Source organism: Segatella copri, from assembly GCF_019127135.1.
In the GTDB taxonomy this organism is placed as follows: domain Bacteria; phylum Bacteroidota; class Bacteroidia; order Bacteroidales; family Bacteroidaceae; genus Prevotella.
This window is the reverse complement of sequence record NZ_JAHOEA010000008.1, coordinates 79,244-91,171: the sequence shown is the minus strand read 5'-3', so window position 1 is coordinate 91,171 and position 11,928 is coordinate 79,244. Positions and strand designations below refer to the sequence as shown.

The window sequence follows — 11,928 nt, the reverse complement described above, 5'->3', positions numbered from 1 at the left end:
TCGCTTCTGGAGAGCCTCTGCCTCTCCTATCCTGATGCAGAGATACTGGGCCACCACGATTTGCCAAACGTTCACAAAGACTGTCCGTCGTTTGATGTCAAGCGATGGCTGAAGTTGGTAGATTTCCACATCTAGCCGATTTTCGGAAAGGATTTCATCATATTTATTTTTTTAAGTTGATTCAAGCCCCACAGGTAGTATTCCTGCGGGGCTTTTTCTTTTTCATTTCCGGTCATTTTCATTTTTCAATCCCCCAAAGAGTCCGGTCATGAAAGATTTACATCATATCGCCAAAAAATAAAGGTTAAATCCGATAAATCTTGTTAAACAAATTCTGTCTTGCCTCTTATGTTTATACCTTTGCACGCAAATTTATAATCACAAAGGACATTTTTATGTTCCAAAAGGATAATATTTAATTTAAATAAGAGAAGAAAAATGAAAGAAAAAGCAGAAAGTTCAGTAGCCTGCAATCATCACCGAGTAGGCTTCCTGGGATTGCTCGTTACATTAGGCATTGTATTCGGAGACATCGGAACATCACCTCTCTATGTGATGAAGGCCATCCTGCATACGGGCGAAAGCATCAGCGAGAGCACCATCCTGGGCGCCCTGTCATGCATCATCTGGACACTCACCCTCCAGACCACCATCAAATATGTATGCGTGGCGCTGCGTGCCGACAACAATGGCGAGGGAGGCATCCTCGCCCTCTATGCCTTGCTGCGCCGACTCAAGTACAAGTGGATTTACCTACTGGCCATCATTGGCGCAAGCACCCTGCTGGCAGACGGAATCATCACCCCTGCCATCACCGTGACCACAGCCATCGAAGGACTCGAAAGCATCAGTCCCAACCTGCCAGTTATCCCCATCACCCTTGCCATCATCACCATCATCTTCTTCGTGCAGCGGTTTGGCACAGAGAGTATTGGCAAATCATTTGGCGTATTTATGCTGCTATGGTTCCTGCTGCTGGGCGTGATGGGAGCTTTCAGCATCACGTCTTACCCATTGATACTGAAGGCTTTCAACCCCTATTATGCTGCCATGCTGCTGGCAAAATCGCCTGAATGGTTTCTGATTCTGGGTGCCGTATTTCTCTGTACTACCGGTGCCGAGGCTCTCTATTCCGACCTGGGACATTGCGGCAGAAAGAACATCGCCATCAGCTGGGGCTTCGTAAAGACCATGCTCATTCTCAACTATCTGGGACAGGGAGCATGGGTGCTGAATCATGCAGATACGGCACTGGCAGTGAATCCGTTCTTTGCCATCATGCCGCAGAGCATGCTGTTCTTCGCCATCATCATGGCCACGGGTGCGGCAATCGTTGCGAGCCAGGCACTCATCAGCGGAACCTTCTCCATATTAAGCGAAGCCATGAACCTGCACTTCTGGCCGCGCATGCGAATCAAGCATCCTACCCATGTTAAGGGGCAGCTCTATATCCCGATGATCAACCTCGCCATGTACATCGGCGTGGTTCTCATCATCCTGCTCTTCCGCGACTCCTCGCACATGGAGGCAGCCTACGGACTCGCCATCACCATCACCATGCTGATGACTACCCTGCTGCTCGGTTTCTACCTGCACAGCAAGGGAGTGGCACGGATTTTCACGATGCTGTTTATGGGCGCATACTGCATCATCGAAGCCATCTTCCTGACTGCCAATCTGTCAAAGTTTCTTGCAGGTGGATGGTGTACGATGCTCATTGGCGGAATCCTGTTCCTGATGATGTACGTGTGGGTGAAAGCCATGAAGATACGCCGCCATTATATCAGCACCAAACCGCTGGATGATTATTATCAGATTATCTCCGACATCAAGGCCGACGAGAGCATCCCTAAATATGCTTCCAACCTGGTTTATGTGAACCACGCCAACAAGGAAGGTGCCGTAGATGACAAGTTGCTCTACTCCATCATCAACAAGCAGCCGAAACGTGCTGACCATTACTGGCTTATCAACATGGAGTTTGTTGACACACCTGATACGCTGGAGTACAACTGCGAGACCCTGATTCCCGACACCCTCTACAGCGTAACCATGCACATTGGCTTCCGCATAGAGCCTAGGGTGAGTCTCTATCTGCGACAAGTGGTGGAAGATCTGGTAACAGACGGAAAGGTAGATTTGCGAAGCACCTATCCTTCGCTGCGCAAATACGGAATTCCGGGCGATTTCCGATTCATCATCATTCACCGCGTATATTACCCAGAGAGTTCAGATAATCGCCAACAGAACCTGCTGATGAGTATCTACGCTCTTATCAGCAAGATAGGTATTGACGAGCCTAAGGCATTGGGCCTCGACACTTCCATGGTAGTGGTAGAAAGAGTGCCGCTCATCATCAACCATCCGGTCATTAAGGCCAAGGTCATTAAGGTCATTAAGGATTCTGAAACATCACAAAGCAGACAATAAGCAAAAAGGCGAGGCGCTTTCACAAGCTCCCCGCCTTTATTAATTAGCATGAAAATGAATGCTAACAACTAACACAAAACCTTATAACTTTTATCAAATATAAATCGTTATTTGATTTATGAACGAACATCTTAATTAGAGGATAGTCTTAACAGCTTCCAACATGCCCTTCTCCTGAATAAGGTCAAGATCCTTCTTAACCAACTCAGTCAAGCCAGGAACTGTCTTGTTCAAATCCTCGTGCCAGATATAGTCGAAGCCCAATACGCCCTCAGCTACCTTCTGAGTATCGCCGGTAGCCCAAAGCTCGGTGAGCTTGTCCATAATCTTCTGGTCATCGTTTGGCTGGATAGGAGCACCATCCTCGCGAACATCACCCTTATAGTAAGTGATGATAGCTGCAAGACCGAATACCAAGCCCTGTGGCAACTCGCCCTTACGCTCCAGGTAAATCTTGACACCTGGGAGGTCACGAGTCTCAAACTTAGGGAATGAGTTGAGCATGATGCTTGTTACCTGATGATCTACGAATGGATTCTCGAAACGCTCCAATACGTCAGAAGCGAACTTCTGCAGCTCATCCATAGGGAGGTTCAGAGTCTGCATCAACTCCTCGAACTGTACCTTGTGGATGTACTTGCCCAATACTGGGTGCTCGCAAGCATCGCGAACGATGTTCACACCGCTGAGGTATGTAACAGGGCTCAATACTGTATGAGGACCATTGAGGAGAGTAACCTTACGCTCGTGGTATGGCTTCTCATTATCTGTGATAAGCACGTGGAGACCTGCCTTGTGAGCTGGGAACTCCTCCTGCATCTGCTCTACTGTCATGTTTTCAGCCTTCTCGATAACCCAGAGGTGGAAGCTTTCTGCCTTAACTACGAGGTTGTCCTTGTAGCAAATTTTCTGCTGAATCTCCTTGATGGTGTCGCGTGGGAAACCAGGAACGATGCGGTCTACCAATGTAGCGCAAACGTAGCAGTGGTTTGTGAACCACTCCTTGAAGCCTTCGTAATCAGCACCCATGTCTTCCTTCCAAAGCTCGATATACTGATAGATGCACTCCTTGAGGTGGTGACCATTGAGGAAGATCAGTTCACATGGCATCAGGATCATACCCTTGGTTGGGTCGCCCTCGAAGAACTTATAGCGGTGGAACAAAAGCTGAACCAACTTGCCTGGATAAGAAGCTGCAGGAGCATCTGTAAACTTGCAAGAGTCATCGAATGCAATACCAGCCTCTGTAGTGTTAGAGATGATGAAACGCATCTCTGGCTGCTCAGCCAAAGCCATGAAAGCCTGGTTCTGAGAATATGGGTTCAACGCACGGCTGATAACGTCGATACGCTCCAATGTATTGATAGCCTGGCCGTTCTCCTTACCCTGAAGGTTTACGTGATAGAGGCAGTCCTGACCGTTCAACCAGTCAACCATACCACCAGCCAATGGCTGTACTACAACGACAGAACCGTTGAAGTCGGTCTTCTTATTCATATTCCATACAATCCAATCTACGAATGCACGGAGGAAGTTACCTTCACCAAACTGAATGATTTTCTCTGGAGCGACGCTCTTAGGAGCAGTGCGCTTGTTTAATGCTTTTAGCTCTTTCATGATTTGTTTATTTTATATTTATTATTTTACTTTTCGCTTTAAATTACAATCTATTCATCAGATTGTTTTTTCTGAGTGCAAAGGTAGTAAATATTTCGTTTGATTGTTCCAAAAACAGCGAAAATCTTCACGCAAACCTTTACGCTCCACTCCGGTTCTATACCTTATTATATATAGAACTGCGCAGGCACAAAATAAAGAAGTAGGGATTTTCCCCCACCCCTTTAGGGGAAATCCCGCCCGAGGGAACAAAAAACATCGTATCTTTGCACCAGAAAAAGAAACATGAAGTATAACAATTAAAAAATATACGATTATGAAACGAATGATAATAGCTCTGGTAGCCATGTTCATGATGACATTCACTACCGCTTCTGCAATGAGTTATGAGCAGGCAAGACAGCAGGCTCTCTTCCTGACAGACAAGATGGCTTACGAGCTCAATCTTACGGAAGACCAGTATGAGGCAGCTTACGAGGTAAACCTCGACTACCTGATGAGTGTAGATACATACGATGACCTCTATGGTGCTTACTGGCGCCAGCGCAACATGGATTTGAGCTACATCCTGCTCGACTGGCAGTATAGAACATATATCAATGCCACCTACTTCTACCGTCCGCTCTACTGGAACGCAGGTTACTGGCACTTCGGCATCTACGCCCGCTATCCTCGCCGCGACTACTTCTACTTCGGTCGCCCTCACTTCTACGTTTCTTACCGTGGAGGTCATAGCTGGAGAGTAAACGGAAACAGAAGCTGGTATTACGGAAGAAGTTTCGGCGGACCTCACCCTGGTGGACATCCTAGAGTAGGTATGAGAGACGGATTCAACCGTGGTGATTACGGCAGAGGAAGATCATTCGGCAACATGAACCGCGAGAACAGACCTCAGATGAACCCAAACCGTGGTTTCGGTAATGCAAGCCGCCCTAACAACAACGCTGGCTTCGGAAACAGCAGCCGCCCTCAGTACGGAGGCTTCGGAAATAACAACGACCGACCACAGAACAATGGCGGTTTCGGAAGCAACAACAGCAACAGTCGCCCTAACCGTGGTTTCGGAAGCAGCAACAGCAGCACTAGCAACAACCGTGGTTTCGGAAACAGCAGCCGCCAGAGCAACAGCAGCTTCGGAAGCGGAAGAAGCAATATTTTCGGTGGAAACCGAAGCGGCAGCAGCATGAGCCGTTCATTCAGCAGCGGTTCCGGCAACCGTTCTACAGGTGGCGGTTTCACCCCTCGCTCTTCTACACCTAGCAAGAGCAATGGCGGTGGAAGCTTCGGACACAGAAGATAAGAAACAGAAAGAGTTATAATTTCAAGTTTATAAAACAGAGAGTTAAAAATCAAGACCTCAAGTAAGAGAGTTAAGAAAACAAGTACCTCAGGTAAGAGAGTAAGAAAAATCAAGTACAGAAAATGGGAATTTGCATCGGGTTACACCGTTCGCAAATTCCCATTATTATTTTATCAACTTTAAGTAAAAGAATTACTCCAATCCGAAGAGCGATTTCAAACCGCCATCTACGCCCGAGAATCCCATGAAGGCAAGGCTGAGAAGCGCTGCAGTTACCATGACGATAGCTACGCCCTGCATGCCTTTAGGAATACGGACCAAAGCCTGCTGTTCGCGAATGCCGGCGAAAACGATAAGCGCCAGGGCAAAACCGAGAGCGGTAGAGAAGGCGTAAACCACGCTCTCAAGGAGATTGTAATCCTTCTGAATCACCAGGATGGCTACACCGAGAACGGCACAGTTGGTGGTAATGAGCGGAAGGAAAATACCGAGCGCCTGATAAAGCGCAGGAGAAACCTTCTTCAGGATAATCTCTACCATCTGAACCAAGGCTGCAATCACGAGGATGAAAGCCAAGGTCTGGAGATATTGCAAGCCGAACGGATCGAGCACATACTTCTGAACACACCAGGTAATGATGGTTGCCAGGGTCAAGACAAAGGCGATGGCACCACCCATTCCGATGGCTGTATCAACTTTCTTCGATACGCCCAGGAACGGACAAATACCGAGGAACTGCGACAAGACGATGTTGTTGACGAATATCGCAGAGATAAATATCAATAAATATTCCATAATTTCTATTTCTTAACCTTATTAAATATAGCAATAATGTATCCCAATGTGAGGAACGCTCCAGGAGGCAGAATGAACACCAGAATGTTGGTGGTCTCTGGCAACAGGGTGATTCCGAATACGCTTCCGGCACCGAGAATCTCACGGGCACTACCGAGAATGGTAAGACCGAGCGTGAAACCCAAACCGCAACCAATGCCATCAAACAGACTGGCAACCGGAGAATTCTTGGCAGCGAAACTCTCTGCACGACCCAGAATAATACAGTTTACTACAATCAGCGGAATATAAATACCCAATGCCTGGTTGATGCTGTCAGGAGCATAAGCGCTCATCACCATCTGAAGGATAGTAACGAAGGCTGCAATCACTACGATAAACACAGGGATGCGAACCATATCGGGTGTAATCTTCTTGATACAGGAGATAACAAAGTTGGTACAGATCAGCACCGCCATGGTAGCCAATCCCATAGAGAGACCATTGATGGCGCTGGTTGTTGTAGCCAAAGTAGGACACATACCGAGAAGCAACACGAAGGTTGGATTCTCCTTGATGAGTCCGTTCATCAAAATCTTAACATTACTCATATCGGTTTATCCTTTCTTTTCGTTATGTTCAACTTTAGATGCACCACTCTCTGCATCTGCTTTCTGAGATGCACCGCTCTCGCCGTCAACATCCTTCTTGGCATAAACGGCATAAGCCTGGTTGATAGCCTTGAGGAAGGCGCGGCTGGTAATGGTAGAAGCAGTGATGGCATCTACTGCATTGCCACTCTTATCGTCCTTAGATACGTGGAGGTCGCCATCCTTTGGAGTCTTACCGATGATGCTACCCTTTCCGTCCTTCTGGAACCAGGTAGCAGCCTTGGCACCCAAACCTGGAGTTTCTGAAGCCTGAAGCACAGTATAACCCATAATCTTGCCCTCAGTATCGAAGCCTACGAGCACCTTCAGATCGCCACCGAAACCACCGGTTGTACTCTCTACGGCAGCACCCAGCTGCTTGCCGCTCTTGTCAGAGCACTTGTGGATGGTGAAAGTGAATTCCTTACCGCCAAACTCCTGCTTTACCTCTTCAGGCTCAGCCACCTGGAGTTCTTCTGTACCCATCACACTCTTAATACCGGCAGCCAGACTCTGTGCAGCCTTCTCGGCGATAGGACCAGATGTAAGATGATTGATATATGCAAGAACAGCACCTACGATGAGCGCAACGCCCACCAGCACAAGCACCATGTTCTTTAATGATGATTCTAATTTCTGCATGTCTCTGTCCTCCTTATTTCTTAGCAGGCTTCTCACCGAAGCGCTTTGGTTTAACGTATGTGTTAATAAGAGGTGTGAACGCATTCATGATAAGAATGGCGAACGACATACCTTCAGGATAGCTACCCCAGTTACGGATGATGATGGTCAGCAGACCGATGCATACACCATAGATAAGCATGCCCTTGTGAGTCATTGGAGAGGTTACATAATCAGTAGCCATGAAGATGGCACCGAGCATCAGACCACCGCTGAAGATGACTGCAAAAGGATTGGCATAAACAGGATTAGCCAAATGCATCAAACCGCTGAATACGAATACGGTAGCGATGATGCTGACAGGAATATGCCAGGTGATGATTTTCTTCCAGAGCATGTAAGCCAAACCGAGCAAGAGCGCAACGGCACAAACCTCACCGGTAGTTCCGGCACCGAAAGTATCGCCTGTAGCACCGAAGAGCATGCTCATCGCATCAGGCAACTGGTTGAGAACAGAAGCATCGCCCGTCTTGATGGCTGTCTTCATGATAGCCAGCGGAGTAGCACCCGTTGTTGCATCTGTATAGCTGAGCATCTGTCCGGCAACAGGCCATGAAGTCATCTGGGCAGGGAAGCTGACGAGCAGGAAGCAACGTCCAACCAGCGCAGGATTGAAAGGATTGTTACCCAAACCGCCGAAGCTCATCTTACCTACACCGATGGCAAACAAGGCACCGATGATGATGATCCAGAGAGGAAGGTTACTTGGCAAGTTCATGCCGAGCAAAAGACCGGTGATGATGGCAGAACCATCGAGCAAGCTGGTCTCCTCCTTCAGGAGATATTTTGTAATTGCCCACTCAAAGAAGACGCAGGCTGCCACAGAGGTGAGCAGTACGACTGCTGAACCCAAGCCGAAGAAATAGAAAGAAGCGAGGATGGCAGGCACAAGAGCGATAATCACTCCGTACATGTTCTTCTCTACGCTCTCATTTCCATGAGCGTGTGGCGATAATGAAACGATTAATTTACTCATTTTTTCTTTTAAATTCTTTCGTCAATGAAATTTCTCTTGATTGAAGTATCTCTTCTTTTGATAAAAGGGATTACTTCTTAGCGTTGCGAGCTCTGATAATGCCCATTACCGCACCCTTACCATTGATAATATTATCGAGGATAGGACGATGTGAAGGACAGGTGAACTGGCATGAACCGCAGGCTATGCAGGATGTTACCTCTTCTGCCTCAAGGCGCTCATAATCCTTCACTACGCTCAAGGTAGCGAGCAAGTATGGCTCCAGACCCATTGGGCAGGCTTCCACACACTTGGCACAACGGATACATGGCTGAGCCTTCTTGCGATGAGCATCAGCATCGGTCAATACGGTGATGGAGTTGGTTCCCTTGGTTACAGGTACGTCGAGGCTGATTACAGCCTTACCCATCATCGGACCACCTGCCAATACCTTGTTGTCGCCCTCTGGCAAACCTCCGCAGTTCTCTATCATCTGAGAGAATGGAGTTCCCATACGCACGAGGAAGTTGCCTGGATTCTTCACCTGCTTACCGGTAACGGTAGTATAGCGTTCGAAGAGAGGTTTGTTCTTCATAACTGCCTGATAAACAGCAAAGGCAGTACCTACATTCTGAACAATTGCTCCAACGTTGACAGGAATAGCTGGAGGAGCAGGAACCTGGCGGCGGATAACCGCATCTACCAACTGCTTCTCACCACCCTGTGGATATTTCTTGGCAAGAGGAACAATCTCGATACGAGAATCATTGGCTGTCTTCTCCTCGAAGAGTTTGATGGCAGCAGGTTTGTTATCCTCGATACCGATGTAGCCCTTCTCTACCTTAGCCGCCTTCATCAGAAGGTTCAAGCCAACGAGAATCTCATCAGCATGCTCCATCATCAGACGATAATCGGCTGTGATATAAGGCTCACACTCTACACCGTTGATAATCACGCACTCTGCCTTGGCTCCAGGAGGAGGACAAAGCTTGATGAAGGTTGGGAAACCGGCACCACCCATACCTGTCACACCAGCCACCTTGATGCGGTTTACGATTTCCTCAGGAGTGAGGTCGGAATGAGCCTCAAGCGTTTCGAGTTTCTCAGAGCGGTCGATACTCTCCTCCCACTCATCGCCTTCTACATTAATAATAATACAAGGCTTACGATAACCGGTAGCATCAATAGATGTATCTACCTTGAACACGGTTCCTGATACGGAACTGTAAATAGGAGCACTCACAAAGCCACCAGCCTCAGCGATGAGTGTTCCCACCTTCACCTTGTCGCCCTTGGCAACTACAGGCTTGGCAGGAGCACCGATGTGCTGACCAAGTGGAAAAATAGCCTGCTTAGGGAGAGGAGCTACCTGAGTAGCCATCTCGGCAGTAATCTTATTCTCTTCTGGGTGAACTCCACCAATTCTAAAAGTTCTCAAATTCATGATTATTCCTCCTTTTTCTTAACTGGGAAATTAACTTTTACGAGAGCACCGGTTGGGCATTCGTCAACACACTTGGTACACATGCGGCACTTGTTGAAGTCAACATAAGCCACATTGTTCTCTATCGTAATAGCATCAAACTTGCAGACTTTCTGGCACTTACCGCATCCGATGCAAGCAACGCTACAAGCTTTCTTGGCAACAGCGCCCTTGTCGTGGTTTACGCACTGAACATAAACTCTACGGCCCTTAGGACCCTTCTTACGGAGCTCGATGATGTGACGTGGACAAGCGTTGGCACAAGCACCACAACCTGTACACTTCTCTTCATCAACCTCAGGAATGCCAGTTTCAGGATTGATAGAGATTGCGCCAAACTGGCAGGCAGCCACGCAATCGCCACAACCCAGACAGCCGAATCCACAGCCTGTTTCGCCAGCACCACATGAATTCATAGCTGCACAAGTGTGCAAACCATCATACTCGGCAATGCGAGGACGATTCTCGCAAGTACCATTACAACGTACCACGGCCACCTTTGGCTCGGTATTGGCTACTGCCATACCTAAAAGGTCGGCTACCTTGCCCATCACGTCAGCACCACCTACCGGACACATCAGTCCATCGATAGAACCGGCATCAGCCCCCTTCACCAGAGCTGCAGCCATACCGGAACATCCGGCAAAACCGCAACCACCACAGTTGGCACCTGGCAGAATCTCTCCTACCTGGCCCAAACGAGGGTCTTCTTCGACGGCAAACTTCTTAGATACACCGAAGAGAACCAACGCTGCAATCAGCGCGATTGCTCCGAGAACCAAGACAGCAATCAAAATAAAATTCATAATTGTTTGTGTTTTGTTTTGTTATTTTTTCTTTGTTTTAAAACAAGAGTTCTCCACTTAAACTACAGAAGTACATCACGTACCCTATGATTCAATAGAGAAGCTCAGTTTGTTTTTAAGTTTGTTTCTGAATAAGTAGAGCACCACATAGTATGGAACGAGAATACCCAATGCCGAGAGCGCTGCGGCTCCTTCAGAGTGAGTAGCTTTCAGTACACCGACCAAAGCTATCACCATCAGTATCAACGGCAACAGATAGCCATAGAAACTGGCTCTGAATCCTACAGCCGAATCAGCCGTCACCACTACGCTGTCGCCTTTGCGGTAGAGAGACGCCTCAGAGGTAGGAACCTCAATCATCTTCTCTTTCGATTCAGATGCCGTACAATGGGCAGCCACCTTGCAAGCGCTGCAGGCTGACGACTGTACGATGCGAACGCACACACAACCTTCTTCTACGCTTTCTACGATGCCAGAATGTTTAATCTTATTGTTCATTTGTAATGTTGACATTGCATTTTTGCAATTCAAGTGCAAAGATACTACATTATTTAGAAATGGCAAACAAAATCGAAAAGAAAATATGAAAAAGGAGCGTAAACGTTATCTATGCCCTAAAAATCGGGGTATTTGAAAACAAATTAAAAGCAAAAACACTTTTTTTTAGCAACTTCTTTTGGTGGAATCAAAATTTTATGTATCTTTGCATTGATTATTAAAGAATTGATATGGAAACATTAGAGCAAACAATCATGCAAGTAGAGCGCTTTATCAGAAAAGTGGCTCAAAAGTTCCCTGCGCCAGAATCTGACGACGAGACTTCTCAAATGACCGACATCCACGTAAGGGTTTCGCAAGACAGTGGCGAACTCCTGGCATTTGACGACGATGACAACGAGATTACCCGCTGCGTTGTTGAGCAATGGATAGAAAACAAGGATGAAGACTTCTACGACGAGGTAGCAAAGCTGCTTCGCGATGTTTTGCGCAAACAGGCAGATATCATAGATCATCTCGGCATCCTCAAGCCATACAGCTTTGTGCTCGAAGATGACGATAAAGAGCATATTGGCGAGCTCTATCTTGCTGACGATGATACAATCATCGTAGGTGGTGACTTGATGGAGAATCTGGACAACGATCTGGACAACTTCCTTAACGACCTGCTGAAAGAATAAAATGATACGGACGGAAGGGCTATCTTGTACCCCCATCCCATCAAATAAAAACCG

At 47.4% G+C, this 11,928-nt stretch carries 11 protein-coding genes; 3 read left to right on the top strand and 8 right to left on the bottom strand.

Annotated elements, in window-relative coordinates; genetic code table 11:
• Window positions 1-438: 438 nt before the first annotated feature.
• Entirely contained in the window at window positions 439-2,430 is a 1,992-nt protein-coding gene (locus tag KSW37_RS03890; RefSeq protein ID WP_217313387.1) for a KUP/HAK/KT family potassium transporter, read from the top strand.
• Window positions 2,431-2,565: 135 nt separating this feature from the next.
• Here KSW37_RS03890 and KSW37_RS03885 read toward each other — a convergent pair whose 3' ends face one another.
• Window positions 2,566-4,047: a tagaturonate reductase gene (locus tag KSW37_RS03885; RefSeq protein ID WP_217313386.1), complete on the bottom strand. Its 1,482-nt coding sequence runs from the start codon at window positions 4,045-4,047 to the stop codon at window positions 2,566-2,568.
• A gap of 316 nt (window positions 4,048-4,363) precedes the next feature.
• On the opposite strand from KSW37_RS03885, the gene KSW37_RS03880 reads away from it, so the two are divergent.
• Window positions 4,364-5,347, top strand: a complete 984-nt coding sequence (locus KSW37_RS03880; RefSeq protein ID WP_217313385.1) for a hypothetical protein — start codon at window positions 4,364-4,366, stop codon at window positions 5,345-5,347.
• Window positions 5,348-5,539: 192 nt separating this feature from the next.
• Here the strand turns inward: KSW37_RS03880 and rsxA are convergent, their stop codons facing one another.
• The 7 genes from rsxA to KSW37_RS03845 form a co-directional block, all read right to left on the bottom strand.
• On the bottom strand, window positions 5,540-6,142 hold the full coding sequence (gene rsxA, locus KSW37_RS03875; protein WP_006848658.1) for an electron transport complex subunit RsxA: 603 nt from the start codon (window positions 6,140-6,142) through the stop codon (window positions 5,540-5,542).
• 5 nt (window positions 6,143-6,147) lie between these two features.
• Window positions 6,148-6,732, bottom strand: coding sequence for an electron transport complex subunit RsxE (gene rsxE / locus KSW37_RS03870; protein WP_217313384.1), 585 nt, complete (start codon window positions 6,730-6,732; stop codon window positions 6,148-6,150).
• 6 nt (window positions 6,733-6,738) lie between these two features.
• Window positions 6,739-7,413 carry an RnfABCDGE type electron transport complex subunit G gene (locus tag KSW37_RS03865; RefSeq protein WP_217313383.1) on the bottom strand — a complete coding sequence of 225 codons (675 nt, stop codon included), beginning with the start codon at window positions 7,411-7,413 and terminating at the stop codon, window positions 6,739-6,741.
• Between the two features lie 13 nt (window positions 7,414-7,426).
• Window positions 7,427-8,428 carry an RnfABCDGE type electron transport complex subunit D gene (locus KSW37_RS03860; RefSeq protein WP_217313382.1) on the bottom strand — a complete coding sequence of 334 codons (1,002 nt, stop codon included), beginning with the start codon at window positions 8,426-8,428 and terminating at the stop codon, window positions 7,427-7,429.
• A 70-nt stretch (window positions 8,429-8,498) separates the two neighbouring features.
• Window positions 8,499-9,851, bottom strand: coding sequence for an electron transport complex subunit RsxC (gene rsxC, locus KSW37_RS03855; protein ID WP_217313381.1), 1,353 nt, complete (start codon window positions 9,849-9,851; stop codon window positions 8,499-8,501).
• Window positions 9,852-9,853: 2 nt separating this feature from the next.
• A complete protein-coding gene (locus tag KSW37_RS03850; protein ID WP_117692396.1) occupies window positions 9,854-10,696 on the bottom strand; it encodes a Fe-S cluster domain-containing protein in 843 nt (280 codons plus the stop codon).
• An 84-nt stretch (window positions 10,697-10,780) separates the two neighbouring features.
• Entirely contained in the window at window positions 10,781-11,209 is a 429-nt protein-coding gene (locus tag KSW37_RS03845) for a SoxR reducing system RseC family protein (protein WP_254368545.1), read from the bottom strand.
• Window positions 11,210-11,424: 215 nt separating this feature from the next.
• Between KSW37_RS03845 and KSW37_RS03840 the strand changes: the two genes are divergently transcribed.
• The gene (locus KSW37_RS03840) at window positions 11,425-11,874 is read left to right on the top strand and encodes a hypothetical protein (protein WP_006848665.1); all 450 of its coding nucleotides are present in this window, start codon (window positions 11,425-11,427) and stop codon (window positions 11,872-11,874) included.
• Window positions 11,875-11,928: the final 54 nt, after the last annotated feature.

What these genes read in the sequence shown, in the direction of transcription:
- rsxC (WP_217313381.1), bottom strand. Translation starts at nt 9,851, where the DNA reads ATGAATTTGAGAACTTTTAGAATTGGTGGAGTTCACCCAGAAGAGAAT.
- rsxA (WP_006848658.1), bottom strand. Translation starts at nt 6,142, where the DNA reads ATGGAATATTTATTGATATTTATCTCTGCGATATTCGTCAACAACATC.
- KSW37_RS03865 (WP_217313383.1), bottom strand. Translation starts at nt 7,413, where the DNA reads ATGCAGAAATTAGAATCATCATTAAAGAACATGGTGCTTGTGCTGGTG.
- KSW37_RS03840 (WP_006848665.1), top strand. Translation starts at nt 11,425, where the DNA reads ATGGAAACATTAGAGCAAACAATCATGCAAGTAGAGCGCTTTATCAGA.
- KSW37_RS03845 (WP_254368545.1), bottom strand. Translation starts at nt 11,209, where the DNA reads ATGTCAACATTACAAATGAACAATAAGATTAAACATTCTGGCATCGTA.
- KSW37_RS03860 (WP_217313382.1), bottom strand. Translation starts at nt 8,428, where the DNA reads ATGAGTAAATTAATCGTTTCATTATCGCCACACGCTCATGGAAATGAG.
- KSW37_RS03885 (WP_217313386.1), bottom strand. Translation starts at nt 4,047, where the DNA reads ATGAAAGAGCTAAAAGCATTAAACAAGCGCACTGCTCCTAAGAGCGTC.
- rsxE (WP_217313384.1), bottom strand. Translation starts at nt 6,732, where the DNA reads ATGAGTAATGTTAAGATTTTGATGAACGGACTCATCAAGGAGAATCCA.
- KSW37_RS03880 (WP_217313385.1), top strand. Translation starts at nt 4,364, where the DNA reads ATGAAACGAATGATAATAGCTCTGGTAGCCATGTTCATGATGACATTC.
- KSW37_RS03850 (WP_117692396.1), bottom strand. Translation starts at nt 10,696, where the DNA reads ATGAATTTTATTTTGATTGCTGTCTTGGTTCTCGGAGCAATCGCGCTG.
- KSW37_RS03890 (WP_217313387.1), top strand. Translation starts at nt 439, where the DNA reads ATGAAAGAAAAAGCAGAAAGTTCAGTAGCCTGCAATCATCACCGAGTA.